Raw genomic sequence first — 16,015 nt, 5'->3', positions numbered from 1 at the left:
CAAGGCTTTTGTTTTTTGCGCTCCCCGGCTGCTGAACGATGACCACAACCAATCCCAAAGCCGGCGGCACCCCAGCCGACAACGGCTTTGCCACGCTGGCGCTCACGCCCCAGATGCTGGCCAACCTCACCCAGCTCGGCTACACGCAGATGACGCCGATCCAGGCGGCCGCGCTGCCGCCCGCGCTGCTCGGCAAGGACCTGATCGCGCAAGCCAAGACCGGCAGCGGCAAGACCGCCGCCTTCGCACTGGCGCTGCTTGCCAACCTCAACCCCCGGCGCTTCGCCATACAGGCGATGGTGCTGTGCCCGACGCGCGAGCTGGCCGACCAGGTCACGACCGAAATCCGCCGCCTGGCGCGCGCCGAGGAAAACATCAAGGTCGTCACGCTCTGCGGCGGCGTCGCGCTGCGCGGGCAGGTCGCCAGCCTGGAGCATGGCGCCCACATCGTGGTGGGCACGCCGGGGCGCATCATGGACCACCTCGAGCGCGAAAACCTCGACCTGTCCGCGCTCAACACGCTGGTGCTCGACGAAGCCGACCGCATGCTGGACATGGGCTTTTTCGACGACATCGTGACGGTGGCGCGCCAGTGCCCTTCGGCCCGCCAGACGCTGCTGTTCTCGGCCACGTACCCCGAAGGCATCGCCAAGCTCGCGCAGCAGTTCATGAAGAACCCCGAGCAGATCACGGTGCAGGCGCAGCATGAAGGCAGCAAGATCCGCCAGCGCTGGTACCAGGTCAAGGACAGCGAGCGGCTGCACGCCGTGAGCCTGCTGCTCGACCATTTCCGCCCCGTGAGCACGCTGGCCTTCTGCAACACCAAGCAGCAGTGCCGCGACCTCGTCGATGTGCTGCAGGCCCAGGGCTTCAGCGCGCTGGCGCTGTTCGGCGAGCTGGAGCAGCGCGAGCGCGACCAGGTGCTGGTGCAGTTCGCCAACCGCAGCTGCTCGGTGCTGGTGGCCACCGACGTGGCCGCGCGCGGGCTCGACATCTCGCACCTCGAGGCGGTGATCAACGTCGACGTGACGCCCGATTCCGAAATCCACATCCACCGCGTCGGCCGCACCGGCCGGGTCGGCCAGCAGGGCGGCTCGGAAGGCCTGGCGCTGAACCTCGCCAGCATGAACGAGATGGGCTTCGTCGGGAAGATCGAGCAGTTGCAGGGCCGCGAATCGGAATGGCACGAGCTGTCCGAACTCACGCCCGCCAAGGGCACGCCGCTGAAGCCGCCGATGGCCACGCTGCAGATCGTGGGCGGGCGCAAGGAAAAGATCCGCGCCGGCGACGTGCTGGGCGCGCTCACCGGCGACTGCGGCTACACGAAGGAGCAGGTCGGCAAGATCAACGTCAACGAGTTCTCGACCTACGTGGCGGTGGACCGCGCCATCGCGGCCGAGGCGGCGCGCAAGCTGTCCGCCGGCCGCGTCAAGGGCAAGTCGGTCAAGGTGCGGCTGCTGGAGCAGTAACGCCCGCCTGCGGCGTGGCCAGCGCCGATGCAGGCGCCACCGGTGCGTCGAGCACCGGGGCCGGTGCCGCGTCGGGCGCCTCCTGCCGCGCCAGCTTCGCGGCCAGCCTGAACGCCACCACCACCGCGAGCAGCCCGAAGATCGACGAGCCCACGGCCTGCCCGATCAGCACGCCGGCCGCCCCGTGGTGCGAGCCCCACCAGGCGAACGGAATCGTGCCCAGCGTGGCGCGCCCCCAGTTGAACGCGGTCGACAGCAGCGGATGTCCGAGGTTGTTGAACGACGCGTTCGCCACGAACAGCCCGCCCGCGAAGAAGAAGCTCGCGGCCAGCCAGCTGCAGAACAGCGAGATCAACTCCGCCGCCTGCCCTTCGGCCGAGAACGCGCGAATGAGCACGCCTTGCCCCAGCGCCAGCAGCAGCCACGCCGCGGCCACCGACGCCACCATGAACAGCAGGCTGTCGCGCAGCCCTTCCTGCACCCTTCGGTACTGCCCCGCGCCCAGGTTCTGCGCCAGGATCGGCCCGACCGCGCCGCTGAGCGCATAGACCAGCCCGAAGGCCACCGGCGTGAGCCGGTCGATGGTGGCCGCGCCCGCCACCGCTGAGGGACCGAACTGCGCCACCGCATGCGTGACGAAGGCCGCGCCCACTGGCGTGGCCAGGTTCGTCAGCACCGCCGGCCCGGCCACCGAGCCCAGCGCGCGCGCATCGGCGCCGAGCCGCGAAGCCTGGAAGGGACCGAGCATGCGGTGCTTCACCATCACGCCGTGCAGGCCGATGGCCGCCAGCACCGTGCGCGAGACCACCGCGCTGATGGCCGCGCCGTCGAGCCCCAGGCCCAGGCCGAAGATCAATATCGGGTCGAGCACCGCCGTCACGAAGGCGCCCGCCAGCGTGACCGTCATCGAGCGGCGCGCATCGCCCACCGAGCGCAGCAGCGCCGACGTCGCCATGCCGATGCCCAGCAGCGGCAGCGTGTGCACCGTCACCGAGAGGTAGCGATGCGCGAGCCGCGCCGTCTCGCCCTGCGCGCCCAGCGCCTGCAGCGCCGGGTGCAGAAAGAAGGCGGTGCCCGAGCCCGCGAGCACCGACAGCGCCACCATCAGCACGAGGCTCGAGGTGCCGATGCGTCGCGCGTCTTCCAAGCGCCCCGCGCCCACCGTGCGCGACACCACCGCCGCGATGCCGATGGTCAGCCCGATGCAAAGCGACGCATGGAAGAAGCCCACCACGCCCGCAAAACCGACCGCCGCCGCAGTCTCCTTTTCGCCGAGCAGCGAGATGTAGAACAGGTTGATCAGGTCGACCGCGAACACCGCGATCAGCCCGATGGCGCCCGTGCCCGCCATGACGCAGACATGGCGCATCAGCGAGCCCGAAACGAAGCGCGGACGCCCGGCGCCGGCGGTTGTTTCGGTTATTGGCATATGAAATCCTCGATGTGGCCTAATTGCGGGTTCGAACATTACTTTTACCCGAGCTTTTCATGCCCAAGACATTCCGTACCGAAGCCGAACGCGTTGCCACCCCGAAGCCGACGCCGCTGCCCGGCTACACCGTGCCTCGCTCCGGTGGCGGCCAGAAGGTCAGCCTCGAGCGCGGCACCGCAACGCGCAGCAAGAAGAACCCTGGCAAGCGCGCCAAGAAGGGCGGCTGATCCAGCCTTCGCCGGCTCCACGGAGCCACGACGACGAACGCGCCCCCGGGCGCGTTTTGTCGTTGGGACGACGGCCTTCCTGAGCGATTCGCGATGTCCGACGACAACCAGATCTACATCCCGCCCTCGTTCTTCGCGGTCTACAGCGACGCGCGCCAGCGCCTGAGCGAGCCGATCGGCGTGGTGCGAGCGCGCTACGAGATCTGCGAAGACCTGGCGAACCATCTCGTGGGCCACGCGCAGATCCAGCACTACACCGAAGTACCGGTCGAGAGCGAGATCCTGCGGCGCATCCACGCCGGGCTGGCGACGCCCGAGGCGGGCGTGTCGGCGGCGGAAGCCGCCTGGATCGTCCAGCGGCTGGCCGAGCTGCTGGGCTGGCAGGGCCCGGAACCGGCGCCAGACGCCGACTGAGCGCGCCGCTCCCGAGCGATCAGCGCGCTGAAAACCGCTCAGCCAGGAAGTCAACGAAAGCGCGCGTCTTCGCCGCGAGGTGACGCGAGGGGTAGACCGCGTACACCGGCGTCTTGTCGGCCTCCCAGTCTTCGAGCACCGCCTGCAGGCGGCCCGAGGCCAGCTCGTTCTCGACGTAGATGCGCGGGATCAGGCTCAGGCCGAAGCCCGCGAGCAGCGCGTCGCGCACTGCGATGCTGGAGCTGACCTTGTAGCGCCCGTCGACGGGCACCGCCACGCTGCGGCCGGCGCGGTTGAAGGTCCATTTGTTCGCATGCCCGGAGAGCGTGAACTGCACGCACTCGTGGGCCTTCAGGTCTTCGGGCTGCGCGGGGCGGCCGAACGCGGCGAAGTAGCCGGGGGCGCCGCACAGCACGTGGTCCATGGTCATGAGGCGGCGCGCGACGAGGCTGGAGTCCTCGAGCCGGTCGCTGCCGCGGATGGCCAGGTCATAGCCCTCGCCGATGATGTCCGAGCGGCCGTCCTGCAGGTTCAGCTCGAGCCGCAGCTTGGGGTAGCGGGCCATGAACTCGGGAATGGCGGGCGACAGCGAGGTGAGCGCAAAAGTGAGCGGCGCGCTCACGCGCAGCACGCCGCCGGGGCTGCTGCCCATGGGCGCGAGGGCGGCGTCGGCCTCGGAAAGCTCGTCGAGGATGCGCGACAGGCGCTCGTGGTACGCGGCGCCGGCTTCGGTCAGGCTCATCTGCCGCGTGGTGCGGTTGATGAGCCGCACCTTCAGGTGCGCCTCCAGCTGCGCGATGTTCTTGCTGACGGCCGCGGCCGAGAGCCCCAGTTGCCGCGCGGCACCGGCGAAGCTGCCCGTGGCGGCGGTGGTGCGGAACACCTTGAGGGCCGTGAGATGGTCCATGCTGGAAACGCTGCGAATTGACGACTGGCGGTAAAGAATCAATTCATTATTCGAACATTCACAACCGGCGGTCAATTCCATAGATTCGACCCATGACAAGCCGCACCACCGACGTCCTCCTCACCGCGTCAGCGCCCGCGATCTGGGGCAGCACCTACATCGTCACGACCGAGCTGCTGCCGCCCGGCTACCCGCTGACGGTGGCACTGCTGCGCGCGCTGCCGGCCGGGCTGCTGTTGCTGCTGATCGTGCGCAAGCTGCCGGAGCGCGCATGGTGGGGCCGCATCTTCGTGCTCGGCGCGCTGAATTTCTCGATGCTGTGGGCGATGCTGTTCCTGGCGGCGTACCGGCTGCCGGGCGGCGTGGCGGCCACCATCACGTCGGTGCAGCCGCTGCTGGTGGTGTTCCTGGCCGGCGCCTTTTTGGGCGCGCCGGTGCGCGCGCTGTCGGTGGCGGCGGCGGTGGTGGGCATCGGCGGGGTTGCGCTGCTGGTGCTCACGCCGAACGCGGCACTCGACGCCGTCGGCATCGCCGCAGCGATTGCAGCCGCGGTGTCGATGGCTTTCGGCACGGTGCTGAGCCGGCGCTGGCAGCCGCCGGTGTCGGCCCTCACCTTCACGGCATGGCAGCTCACGGCGGGCGGCCTGCTGCTGTTGCCGGTGGCGCTGCTGTTGGAGCCGCCGCTGCCCGCGCTCACGCTGCACAACTGGATCGGCTTCGGCTGGCTCGGCCTGGTGGGCGCCGCACTGACCTACATCGTGTGGTTCCGCGGCGTGGCCCGGCTGGAGCCCTCGGCGATCGCGCCGCTGGCCTTCCTGAGCCCGGTGACGGCCGTGATATTGGGCTGGGCGCTGCTGGGGCAGAGCCTCTCTGCATGGCAGGTGCTGGGCATCGGCATCGTGATCGCGAGCATCTGGCTCAGCCAGCGTGCGCAGCGCGGCGGGCAGCGTTGGCAGAATCACGCAGCCACGCCCCCTGGAGGAATCCGCTCATGCCCCTCGTCACCATCCGCCTCGCTCGCCGCGAGCAACCCGCCACCCGCGATCAGAAGGCCGCGCTGATCGACGGCGCCACCAGGCTGCTGCAGGAGGTGCTGGGCAAGCGGCCCGAAGACGTGACGGTGCTGATCGACGAGATCGACCCCGACAACTGGGGCCAGGGCGGCGAGAGCGCGACGGTGCTGCGGCAGCGGCGGCGCGCGGCGGGCGGCTGACCGGCCGGGCCTACCTGTCGATGATCTTGCGCGCGAACACTTCGAGGTAGTCCATCAGCCGGTCGGCGCCGGCAATGGCGGCGGCCTCGTCGCCGGTGGCGATGCCCTGCGCCAGTTCGAGGTGCGCGTTCGCGCCCTCGACGATCTCGCCCTCGTGCTGGTAGGCGTACCAGAAGCGCCGGCACTGCACGATCAGCGGCACCACGGCCTTCACCGCCGAATCGTTGTGGCTCGCCTGGTGGTTGACGAGGTCGAGCGCGCGGTCGGCCTTCATGTAGTCGTTGAGGTCGCCGCGGCCCGCGGCCTCGACCATCATCTCGGCGCAATGCACGATGGCCGTGCGCTGCTGCGCGGTGGCGCGGCGCGCGGAGCACGCGGCAATCAGCCGTTCGAGCACGCGCCGCGTGAGGATCACGTCGAGGTGGTCGGCCAGGTCGATGGTCGACACCAGCAGGCCCCGGCGCGGCTGCTGCACGATGAGGCCGATCGACACCATGCGCATCAGCGCCTCGCGCACCGGCGTGCGGCCGAGCCCGGTGCGTTCGGCCAGGTCGGCCTCGGCGATCTGGCTGCCCGGCTCCAGCTGCACGGTGGACAGCAGCGTTTCGATGGCGTCGTAGGCGAGGTCGGCGGCGCGGCGCTTGGGCGGGGGGCGGGAATCGGTCTTCGGGGCGGCCATGGTGTTCTTGTGCGGATGCTGCGGCGTCATTGTCGGGCGTCCACCGGGTCCACTGTGTCCACCAGGCCCGCCAGCGTCGCGATGCGGACCGGCGACAGCGGCGGCCTGGGCGCGGGCGGCGTCCAGCCGAAGAGGAACTGCGCCGCATCGCCGCAGACACGGCCCTGGCAGGCGCCCATGCCGCAGCGGCGGTGCAGCTTGGCGTCGGTCCAGCCGGTGCAGCCGGCCAGTGCGGAGAACGGAACGTCCTCGCAGCGGCAGACGAGGGTGTCGGCCTGCGGCATGCGCCTGATGGCGTCGGCCAGCGCGAAAGTCCGGTGCAGCTGCGCCGCGAAGGCGTTCCAGCGGGTGCGCTCGCTTTCGAGGGCTTTCGCCGCGCGCTCGTTGCCCACGGCGGCGTGGCCGGCAATGGCGCCTTGCACCAGCGCGCGCTCGCTGCCGCCGAAGCCGGTGCATTCGCCGGCGGCGTAGATGCGGTGGACGCTGGTGGCCTGCCTTGCGTCGACCGACAGGGCCTGCGTGCCGCCGCCGACTGGCGCGAGTGCGCAGCCGAGCAGCTGCCCGAGTTGCGTGTTGGGCGTGAGGCCGAAGCCGCAGGCCACGCGGTCGCAGGCGATGTCGGCTTCCTTGCCGCCTTGCAGCAGCCGGACCGATTCGACCTGCGCCGCGCCATGCACGGAGACGATGCGCGACGAGGTTCGATAGCCGGCGTCGGCCAGCGTCACGGCCTGCGCGGCCTTGCCCGGCCAGCGCGCCAGGCTGGCGCCGAAGCGCGCGACCGCTGCGAACGACGCCTGCTCGGCAATGCGCAGCACCTTCGCGCCTGCCGCGCGTGCGGTTGCTGCGGCGGCAAGAAGCAGCGGCCCGCTGCCCGCGATGACGATGCGTTCACGCTCGACAGGCATGCCCGCCTTGACGAGCGCCTGCAGGCCGCCCGCGCCTGTCACGCCGGGCAGCGTCCAGCCGGGGAAGGGCAGCAGCAGCTCGCGCGCGCCGGTGCAGAGAATGAGCTTGCGCCACGCCATGCGCGTCGCGCCGCCGGCGTCTTCGAGCAGCAGTTCGCAGGGCGCGGCGATGGCGACGATGCGCGTGCCGCTGCGCACGCGGATGTTCGCGTGCGCGGCGAGCGCGTCGCGCCACTTGCGCGCCGCCGGCGGCAGGGCGGCGCCGGGGCCGTCGCGCCAGATCTGCCCGCCGGGCGCGGGGTTGTCGTCGATCACGACGATGGATGCGCCGCTCGGCGCGGCCGCCACGGCCGCCGCCATGCCGGCCGGCCCGGCACCGACGACCAGCAGGTCGCAGCTGTCCGTCGCGATGCCGGTCATTCCGTCGTCTCCACGCGCATGCCCTCGGCGCACACGGTCTGGCAGGCGAGCCTGCGGCGGCCGTCGACCAGCACGCGGCATTCCTGGCACACGCCCATGCCGCAGAACGGCGCGCGCGGTTGCCCCGTGACCGAGGTGCGCGCAGCGCCCATGCCGCCGCCATCGGCCACGCGCAATGCCGCGGCCACCGAACTGCCCGTCTTCACGCGCACCAGATGCCCGTCGATGTGCAGCAGGGTGTGGGCGCTCATGCCATGCCTCGCAGGCCGCGCGGCGCGTAGGGCGCCGGGTCGAAATCGGGCCTGGCGCCGGTCATCAGCGCGGCGAGCAGTTGCGCGCTGCCCGGCGCGGTCGTCACGCCGAGGCCTTCGTGGCCGACCGCGAGCCAGAGCTTCTCGCGCCACGGATGCCTGCCCAGCAGCGGCAGGCCGTCGGGCGACGCGGCGCGCATGCCGGTCCATGAACGCACGGCGTTGAGGTTGGCGAGCCCCGGCAGGTAGTCGAGCGTGCGCTGCAGCATGCGCGCCAGCATCGGCGCTTCGACCGCCGGGTCGGTGGTGTCGAACTGGCGCGACGAGCCCACCAGCAGTTGCCCGGTGGGGCGCGGCTGCACGTTGAAGGCGACCGAATCGCCGTCGCTGTGGTGCGCGCTGGTCACGTAGCCGAGTTCGACGAGCTGGTGATGCACGGTGCCCGGGTAGCGGTCGGTGATCAGCAGGTGGCCCTTCTTCGGGCGGATCGGAAGTTCGGGGCACAGCGCCGTGGCCTCGATGCCGTTGGCCAGCACGATCTGCGGCGCGCGGCGACTGCTGCCATCGGCCAGCCGCAGCGTGCCGTCGTCCTGGATGGCGGCGACCTTCGCATGCTCGACACGCACCGAATCCGCGGCTTGCGCGAGCAGCCAGCGCGCCGCGTTGGGCGCATAGAGGATGCCGTCGCCAGGCACTTCGAGCGCACCGGCCAGGCCCTTGCGCAAGGCGGGTTCCGCGCTTGCCAATTCGCCGGCAGTCAGCAGGCGGCTGTCGATGCCGTGCGCATGCAGACGCTGGCGCTTGCGTTCGGCCTCGGCCATTTCTTCGTCGTTGGCCGCGATCCAGAGCGTGCCGCAGGGGCTGTAGGCGCAGTCTTCGCTCATGCGAGGCGCCAGCGCGCGCCATTGCGCGACCGAACGGCGGCTCAGTTCCAGCTCGGCCGCGTTGTCGTCCATCACCACGAGGTGGCCCATGCCCGCGCCGGTGGCGCCGCCGATGCGCGCATCGAGCACCAGCACCTGCAGCCCCGCCTGCGCGAGCGCATGCGCGCACGCCGCGCCGACGATGCCGGCGCCGATGACGATGACGTCCGCGTCCATGCCGCCCGGCGTCAGAGCCGGATGCCCCAGCCGAAGGGATCGTCGTCGTCGATCAGCAGCGTGGCCTCCGCGCTGATGTGCGCACGGCCGCGCAGCGTGGGAATGACCTTGTCGCCGTCCATCGCGTAGCTGGCCTCGAAGCGGCTGCCGATCACGCTGGCCTGCGTCCACACCGCGCCCGGCGCGAGCTTGCCGTCGGCCGCGAGGCAGGCGATCTTGGCGCTGGTGCCGGTGCCGCAGGGCGAGCGGTCGTAGGCGTTGCCGGGGCACAGCACGAAGTTGCGGCTGTCGGCGCCTTCGCTGTCGTCGGCGAAGAGTTCGATGTGGTCGATCTCCGCGCCGTCCGCGCCGGTGATGCCCTGCGCCGCCAGTGCGCGGCGCAAAGCGGCGGTGTAGTCGGTCAGCGCCGCGAGGTTGTCGCTGGCCACGCGCTGGCCGTGTTCGCTCACCAGGAAGAACCAGTTGCCGCCCCAGGCCACGTCGCCGCGCACGACGCCGTGGCCCGGCAGCTCGACCGCCACCTGCCGCAGGTGCCGGTAGGCCGGCACGTTGCGCACGCTCACCGAGCCGTCTTCATGCAGCGTGGTCGTGACCGTGCCCACGGGCGTCTCGATGCGGTGCTCGCCCACGCCGATGCGCCCCATGTGCGCCAGGCTCGCGACCAGCCCGATGGTGCCGTGGCCGCACATGCCGAGGTAGCCGGCGTTGTTGAAGAAGATCACGCCGGCGGCGGCGTCGGGCGACACGGGCTCGCACAGCAGCGCGCCCACCACCACGTCGCTGCCGCGCGGCTCCAGCACGGCGGCGGCGCGCCATTTGTCGTGCCGCTCGGCCAGCAGCGCGCGGCGCTCGGCCATGCTGCCGCCGCCCAGATCGGGGAACCCGCCGATCACAAGGCGCGTGGGCTCCCCACCCGTGTGCGAGTCGATGACCTGGATGCGTTGCATGCGGCCGGGCCCCATCAGTAGCTGGCCAGGGGAACGGGCGCGGCGTTCTTGAAGGTGAACACCGTGATCGGCGCCTGCTTCATGTTGCCCTTGTCGTCGTAGGCGTAGGTGGCGGCCACGCCCTTGTAGGTGGTTTTGTAGAGCTCGGCGCCGACCTTGTCGGGGTCGATGGAGTTGGCCTTCTTCATCGACTCGCCGATGAACATCACTTGGTCGTAGTACGAGGCGGCGTAGGCGTCGGCGTCGATGTTGAAGCGCTTCTTGAATTTCTCCTTGAACGCCGGGCCGCTCTGCGCCTTCTCGAGGATGGAGCCGCCCTGCGCGCAGAACACCACGTCGTTGACCGCGTCGCCGCCGAGCTTGCCGGTGGCGGGGCTGCAGACGGTGTCGCCGCCCAGCAGCTTGCCGGCCACGGCCAGCTGCTTCATCTGCCGGGCCATGGGCGCGGCCTGCGGCGCATAGCCGCCGAAGAAGATGGCCTCGGGCGCCTTGGCCTTCATGTTGGTGAGGATGGCGGTGAAGTCGACGGCCTTGTCGGTGGTGAACTCCTGGCCGACCACGCTCAGGCCCTGCGCCTTGGCTTCCTTGGTGAACTCTTCCGCCAGGCCCTGGCCGAAGGCGGTGCGGTCGTCGATCACGCCGACCTTCTTGACCTTGAGCACCTTGGCCGCATAGACCGCCATCGCGCCGCCGATCTGGTTGTCGCTGGCGATGATGCGGTAGAGGTTCTTGTAGCCGCCCTGCGTGACCTTGGGGTTGGTGCCCACGGTGGAGAGCAGCACGCCGCCGTCGCTGTAGATGCGCGAGGCCGGAATGGCCACGCCGGAGCAATACGGGCCCATGACGAACTTCACGCCGTCGTCCACGAACTTCTGCGCCACGCTCACGCCGGTCTTGGCGTCGCACTGGTCGTCTTCGGAGACCAGCTCGAACTTGAGCGTCTTGCCGCCGACCACGAGCTTCTTCGCGTTGAGCTCCTCCACGGCCAGGCGCACGCCGTTTTCATTGTCCTTGCCCGCGAAGGCGTTGGGGCCGGAAAGCGGGCCGCTGTGGCCGATCTTGACCACCTGCTCCTGCGCATGCGCCTGGCCTGCAAGGGCGAGGGCCGCGAGTCCGAGAAACGAAACCATGCTTGCTTTTGTCTTCATGCTTCTTCCTGCTGGGTTGGGGACGATGAAAAACGCGAGGCCGTGCGGTTATTACATGACCGACTGGTATTGAACAGGCCGGGTCGCGAGCGCCTTCTTCACGATGCCTTCGATGAACTCGCGCTCGGCGCCGATGAGCGGCAGGCGCGGACGGCGCATGTGCTCGGTGCCCACGCCCACCAGCACGTCGATGAGCTTGAGGTTCTGCACCAGCTTGGTCGACACGTCGAGGTGCAGCATCGGCGTCATCCACTGGTAGAGCTTGAGCGCTTCGGCGAACTTGCCTGCCTTCATCAGGTCGTACAGCGCCACGGTCTCGCGCGGGAAGGCGCAGCCGACGCCGGCCAGCAGCCCGTCGCAGCCGAGTGCCAGGCCTTCGTAGGCGAGGTCGTCCACGCCCAGGAACAGTTGGTAGCGGTCGCCCACGGTGTTGCGCAGGTCGGTGATGCGGCGGATGTCGTCGGTGCTTTCCTTGATGGCCGCGATCCATTCGCAGTCGGCCAGCTCGACCATGTGCTGCGGCTTAAGGTCGACGCGGTAGGCCACCGGGTTGTTGTAGACCATGATGGGTTTCTGCGCAGCGTTGGCGATCGTGCGCACGTTGAGCATGGCCTCTCGCGCGTCGGCCACGTAGATCACCGAGGGCATCACCATGAAGCCGGCCACGCCGAGCTTGTTGGCGCCGTCCACGTAGCGCAGCGCCTCCCGGGTGCTGGTTTCCGACACGTTGGCAAGCACCGGGATGCGGCCGTCGGCGGCCTCCAGCGCGATCTTGGCAACCTGCAGCTTTTCTTCCAGCGTGAGCGTGCTGGCTTCGCCGAGCGAGCCGCAGGTGACGAGGCCGTGGATGCCGTTGCGGATCTGGAAGTCGATGTGCCGGGCGGTGCCTTCGGCGTCGATGCTCTCGTCGGCGTGGAACTTGGTGGTGACGGCGGGGAAGATGCCTTGCCAGCGGGGATTGCTCACTTGGTCGCTCCTTGTGGATGTGCGGTGTGGAAGCGTCGCACTTTAAATATATTAACAATATACCGTCAAGATATTCGTGGGGCAAGCGCTCTTCCGGGCACGGAGCTTGTGTGATATGGCGGCCCGGGGGCGGGCCGCCGCCGTGCGCTACTTGCGGCCGTCGGCCGGGCGCAGCACGCCGCGCCTGAGCGTGACCGGCTTGCCGATGGGCGGCGCGCTCTTGGTCTCCACCGTACGCAGCGAGCCGTTGTCCATGCGCACGCCGACCTCGTAGACGGTGACGGTGCGCACGTGCTTCTCGATGGCATTGCCCGCGAAGCCGCCGCCGACCGCGCCGAGCACGGTGGTCGCGGCACGGCCGTTGCCGTGGCCGAACTGGTTGCCCACAAGGCCACCCACCACGCCGCCCGCGACCGCGCCGACACCGGTGGTGCGCTGTGCACGCTGCACCGGCCGGACCGATTCGACCCGGCCGCAGACTGCGCAAGGCGGCGGTGCGGGCTGGGCGGCGGCCACCACCGGCGCATTCGAGCCGGGGGCGGGTGCGGGCTGGACGGCTTGCGCCGGCAGCGGGGCCGGGACAGGCGTGGACATGGGCGCCGCGGCCATGGCCTGCGGTGCCGGGCCCGCGCCGGTAGGTGGCACGGCGGGGGCGGGCGGCATGAGCTCGGGCTTGAAGTCGTCCGGCGCCTTGGGCGCCATCGCGGCGGCCACGGGCGGCGAGGCTGCGGCGGCCGCCGTCGTGTCCTGCGACTGCTTGTGCAACAGCACGCCGCCCAGCGCCACCACGGCCACGGCCAGGACGCCGATCACTGCCCACAGTGCCTTCGGCGACCTGGCGGCGCCCGGCGCGCCGGAGGGTTGATCAAGGGGGGATGTCGAGTCCATGGGGAATCCTTTTTTCTTTCCCTCGCAGCATGCGGGGAACCCACCCCGGAGCATGGGCGCCGACGCCGCGTTGTCAATCCAGCGGCGTCCTACACGCAGCGTTTGCCACGCCGCTGCGGAAGAAGGGCGTCAGCCGGAGCGAGCCATCTCGGCGATGGGGTCGAGCGCGAGCAAGGTCAGGTGCCCATAGCCGACGTGCAGCCAGCCCTGAGCCTGCATGTGCTGCAGTGCCAGGTTGCAGCGCTGGCGTGAAACAGCGGCGATGGCGGCCAGTTCGTCCTGCGCGATGGGCAGGTGGACGAGGCCGAGCGGGTTGTTCAGCACATGCGCCAGTCCGCACAGCGCATTCGCCACTCGCGCGGGGCCGCGCATCAGCCGCACGTCGCCCACATGGTCCATGAAGTAGTGCAGGCGCTCGTTGATCTGCGAGTACACGAAGTCCTTGAACACCGGCTGCTCCTGCAGCAGACGGGCGAAATCGTCGAGCGGCAGCAGTACGACGCGGCTGTCGCGCAGCGCCACGTAGTCGGCATGGCGCGGCTTGCCGCGCAGCAGCGCGCCTTCGCCGAACCAGCAGCCCGGCAGGATGCCGCCGAGCGTGGAACTGCGTCCGTCCGCGGCGAGCACGGAGGTCTTGAGCAGCCCCTGCGCGAGCCCGAACCAGGCTGTCGGTATCTCGCCCCGCCGGGCCAGCAGCTGGCCCTGCGAGACCCGGTGTTCGCGGGCGCGTTTCAAGATCCAGCCCTGTGCCGGGGCCGGGAGCACCGCGTACCAGGGCGAAAGGCGCAACAGCTCGTCCAGCCGGTAGCCGGCAGGTTCGCCCACGTTCAGGCGCCGAGGCGGCAGGCGGGTGGCCGGGGCCGCGTGCGGCACCGTGCCAGGCGGAATCGGCAGATCGTCCGGCTTCGTTTTCAACGGGTAAACCCTTCCTCCAAATGTCCCCGTTTCAACAGTAACGCTTCGACGCAGACCGAACAATCCGGCCCAACCCGCCCGCACCCTGGATTCATCCGGCCACGACATGCACACCTCGACCCCCTCCGAAGCTCAAGCCCCACTGCTGTGGTCGCCTTCGGCCGAACAGATTCGCGCCAGCCGCCTGCACGACTACCAGCAATGGCTGGCCGACCGCCACGGCGTGCCCGCGGGCGGCTACGAAGCGCTCTGGCAGTGGTCGGTGGAGGAACTGGACGCCTTCTGGCAATCGGTGCGGGAGTACTTCGGCGTGGTCGGCCACGGCGATCCGCAACCGGCACTGGGCCGCCGCGAGATGCCCGGTGCGCAGTGGTTCCCGGGCATGCGGCTGAACTATGCAGAGAACCTGTTTCGCCGGGCGCCCATGGACCCGGCAAGTCCAGCGATCATCGCGCGCAGGGAAGGCGCGCCGCTGCGCACCGTGTCGTGGGCCGGGCTCGAACGCGACGTCGCCGCGCTGGCCGGGCAGATGCGCGCCTGGGGCATCGGCCCCGGCGACCGGGTGGCCGGCTACCTGCCCAACTGGCCAGAGACCGTCGTCGCTTTCCTGGCTTGCGCCAGCATCGGCGCCATATGGTCCAGCTGCGCGCCGGACATGGGCCCTGGCGTGGTCCTGGACCGGTTGCGCCAGATCGAGCCCTGCCTGCTGCTGGCCACCGACAGCTACCGCTACAACGGCAAGCGCCACGATCGCATCGCCCAGGTCAGGGAGTTGCTGGCCGAGCTGCCCAGCGTGAAGCGCGTAGTCCACGTGCCGGGCGCCGCGGACGAAGCGCCTGTGCCCGACTGGCGCGACCGCGTCGACTGGGCCGAGGCGCTGCGCAACGACGCGCCGCCGCACTACGAGCGCCTGCCTTTCGACCACCCGCTGTGGATCGTCTATTCCTCCGGCACCACCGGCCTGCCCAAGGCGATGGTGCACGGCCACGGCGGCATCGTGCTCACGCACCTGAAGACCATGGCGCTGCAGCACGACCTGCGCGAGGGCGACCGGCTGCTGTTCCTGGGCAGCACCGGATGGATCGTGTGGAACCTGCAGGTGGGCGCGCTGTTGACCGGCGCGAGCATCGTGATGTTCGACGGCAACCCCAGCTGGCCGGATGCCAAGGCCTTGTGGCGCTTCATCGACGAGCAGGGCGTCACGCTGTTCGGCTGCGGCGCGGCTTACTTGGTCAATTGCATGAAGGAAGGCTTGCGCCCGCGCGACATCGCGAAGCTGGACCGCCTGCGGGCCATCAACGCGACCGGCTCGCCGCTGCCCGTCGACGCCTACCTGTGGGTCTACGAGGCCGTCAAGCCCGACCTCTGGCTGGCCTCCATCAGCGGCGGCACCGACATCGCCTCGGGCTTCGTGGCTTGCGCTCCCAGCTTGCCGGTGCATGCCGGCGAGATCCAGTGCCCCGAGCTGGGCGTGGCGGCCTACGCCTTCGACGACGCCGGCCGGCCGGTGGTCGATGAAGTGGGCGAACTGGTCATCACCAAGCCGATGCCCTCGATGCCGCTCTACTTCTGGAACGATCCCGATGACCAGCGCTACCGCGAGAGCTACTTCACGACCTTTCCCCGCGTCTGGCGGCACGGCGACTGGATTCGCTTCACGCCGCGGCGCAGCGCGGTGATCTACGGCCGCTCCGACAGCACCATCAACCGATTCGGCATCCGCATGGGCACGGCCGAGATCTACCGGGTGGTGGAGCAACTGCCCGAGGTGCGCGACAGCCTGGTGGTCGACCTGGAGTACCTGGGCCGGCCGTCGTTCATGCCCCTGTTCGTCGTGCTGCAGCCGGGCGCGACGCTCGACGCTTCGCTCAAGGAGCGCATCTGCGCCGACATCCGGGCCAAGGCCTCGGCGCGCCATGTGCCCGACGACGTCGTCCAGGTCGACGAGATTCCGCGCACGCTCAGCGGCAAGAAGATGGAAGTGCCGGTGCGCAGGCTGTTGCTGGGCGCCCCGGCCGACAAGGTGGCCAGCCCCGACAGCATGCAAAACCCTCGCAGCCTCGCCTTCTTCATCGACTACGCCCGACAGCGCACGGCCGCCTGACGCCGGCGCCCCCCAGTTTTTCCCCGCACG

The 16,015-nt window shown here is 70.0% G+C and carries 17 protein-coding genes; 6 read left to right on the top strand and 11 right to left on the bottom strand.

Annotated features, from left to right (window positions below):
* Positions 1-38 precede the first annotated feature (38 nt).
* A complete protein-coding gene (dbpA, locus tag QRN67_RS24010) occupies positions 39-1,469 on the top strand; it encodes an ATP-dependent RNA helicase DbpA (RefSeq protein WP_285413887.1) in 1,431 nt (476 codons plus the stop codon).
* Here the strand turns inward: dbpA and QRN67_RS24005 are convergent.
* Positions 1,444-2,898 (bottom strand): MATE family efflux transporter, encoded by a 1,455-nt coding sequence (locus QRN67_RS24005; protein ID WP_285413885.1) that lies wholly within the window; start codon positions 2,896-2,898, stop codon positions 1,444-1,446. The two genes, dbpA and QRN67_RS24005, sit on opposite strands and share 26 nt — an antisense overlap.
* A gap of 59 nt (positions 2,899-2,957) precedes the next feature.
* Here QRN67_RS24005 and QRN67_RS24000 point away from each other — a divergent pair, with 59 nt between their 5' ends.
* Both QRN67_RS24000 and QRN67_RS23995 read left to right on the top strand, forming a co-directional pair.
* A complete protein-coding gene (locus tag QRN67_RS24000; protein ID WP_164546861.1) occupies positions 2,958-3,128 on the top strand; it encodes a hypothetical protein in 171 nt (56 codons plus the stop codon).
* 93 nt (positions 3,129-3,221) lie between these two features.
* A complete protein-coding gene (locus tag QRN67_RS23995) occupies positions 3,222-3,542 on the top strand; it encodes a hypothetical protein (protein WP_285413881.1) in 321 nt (106 codons plus the stop codon).
* 19 nt (positions 3,543-3,561) lie between these two features.
* Here the strand turns inward: QRN67_RS23995 and QRN67_RS23990 are convergent, their stop codons facing one another.
* The gene (locus tag QRN67_RS23990) at positions 3,562-4,449 is read right to left on the bottom strand and encodes a LysR family transcriptional regulator (protein WP_285413879.1); all 888 of its coding nucleotides are present in this window, start codon (positions 4,447-4,449) and stop codon (positions 3,562-3,564) included.
* Positions 4,450-4,541: 92 nt separating this feature from the next.
* Between QRN67_RS23990 and QRN67_RS23985 the strand changes: the two genes are divergently transcribed.
* Positions 4,542-5,510: a DMT family transporter gene (locus tag QRN67_RS23985; protein ID WP_285413878.1), complete on the top strand. Its 969-nt coding sequence runs from the start codon at positions 4,542-4,544 to the stop codon at positions 5,508-5,510.
* On the top strand, positions 5,441-5,662 hold the full coding sequence (locus QRN67_RS23980) for a tautomerase family protein (protein WP_285413877.1): 222 nt from the start codon (positions 5,441-5,443) through the stop codon (positions 5,660-5,662). Before QRN67_RS23985 ends, QRN67_RS23980 begins: the two co-directional genes overlap by 70 nt.
* Positions 5,663-5,672: 10 nt before the next feature.
* Here the strand turns inward: QRN67_RS23980 and QRN67_RS23975 are convergent, their stop codons facing one another.
* The 9 genes from QRN67_RS23975 to QRN67_RS23935 all read right to left on the bottom strand — a co-directional run bounded on the left by QRN67_RS23975 (position 5,673) and on the right by QRN67_RS23935 (position 13,881).
* Positions 5,673-6,341: a GntR family transcriptional regulator gene (locus QRN67_RS23975; protein ID WP_234382226.1), complete on the bottom strand. Its 669-nt coding sequence runs from the start codon at positions 6,339-6,341 to the stop codon at positions 5,673-5,675.
* Between the two features lie 26 nt (positions 6,342-6,367).
* On the bottom strand, positions 6,368-7,666 hold the full coding sequence (locus QRN67_RS23970) for an NAD(P)/FAD-dependent oxidoreductase (RefSeq protein WP_285413876.1): 1,299 nt from the start codon (positions 7,664-7,666) through the stop codon (positions 6,368-6,370).
* A complete protein-coding gene (locus QRN67_RS23965) occupies positions 7,663-7,917 on the bottom strand; it encodes a (2Fe-2S)-binding protein (RefSeq protein WP_081268263.1) in 255 nt (84 codons plus the stop codon). The genes QRN67_RS23970 and QRN67_RS23965 overlap by 4 nt, the downstream gene beginning before the upstream one ends.
* Complete coding sequence (locus tag QRN67_RS23960; protein WP_285413875.1) at positions 7,914-9,017, bottom strand: NAD(P)/FAD-dependent oxidoreductase; 1,104 nt, start codon at positions 9,015-9,017, stop codon at positions 7,914-7,916. The genes QRN67_RS23965 and QRN67_RS23960 overlap by 4 nt, the downstream gene beginning before the upstream one ends.
* Before the next feature lie 11 nt (positions 9,018-9,028).
* Entirely contained in the window at positions 9,029-9,964 is a 936-nt protein-coding gene (locus QRN67_RS23955) for a 4-hydroxyproline epimerase (RefSeq protein ID WP_285413874.1), read from the bottom strand.
* A 14-nt stretch (positions 9,965-9,978) separates the two neighbouring features.
* Positions 9,979-11,112: a branched-chain amino acid ABC transporter substrate-binding protein gene (locus QRN67_RS23950; RefSeq protein ID WP_106936337.1), complete on the bottom strand. Its 1,134-nt coding sequence runs from the start codon at positions 11,110-11,112 to the stop codon at positions 9,979-9,981.
* Between the two features lie 51 nt (positions 11,113-11,163).
* Positions 11,164-12,078: a dihydrodipicolinate synthase family protein gene (locus QRN67_RS23945; protein ID WP_285413873.1), complete on the bottom strand. Its 915-nt coding sequence runs from the start codon at positions 12,076-12,078 to the stop codon at positions 11,164-11,166.
* 147 nt (positions 12,079-12,225) lie between these two features.
* Positions 12,226-12,966: an outer membrane lipoprotein gene (locus QRN67_RS23940; protein WP_285413872.1), complete on the bottom strand. Its 741-nt coding sequence runs from the start codon at positions 12,964-12,966 to the stop codon at positions 12,226-12,228.
* A 129-nt stretch (positions 12,967-13,095) separates the two neighbouring features.
* Positions 13,096-13,881 carry a Crp/Fnr family transcriptional regulator gene (locus QRN67_RS23935; RefSeq protein ID WP_285413871.1) on the bottom strand — a complete coding sequence of 262 codons (786 nt, stop codon included), beginning with the start codon at positions 13,879-13,881 and terminating at the stop codon, positions 13,096-13,098.
* 106 nt (positions 13,882-13,987) lie between these two features.
* Between QRN67_RS23935 and QRN67_RS23930 the strand changes: the two genes are divergently transcribed.
* Positions 13,988-15,985 (top strand): acetoacetate--CoA ligase, encoded by a 1,998-nt coding sequence (locus tag QRN67_RS23930; RefSeq protein WP_285413870.1) that lies wholly within the window; start codon positions 13,988-13,990, stop codon positions 15,983-15,985.
* Positions 15,986-16,015: the final 30 nt, after the last annotated feature.

Source organism: Variovorax sp. efr-133-TYG-130, from assembly GCF_030208835.1.
GTDB lineage: Bacteria > Pseudomonadota > Gammaproteobacteria > Burkholderiales > Burkholderiaceae_C > Variovorax.
The sequence above is the reverse complement of the archived record's forward strand: the minus strand, read 5'-3'. Positions and strand labels throughout refer to the sequence as shown.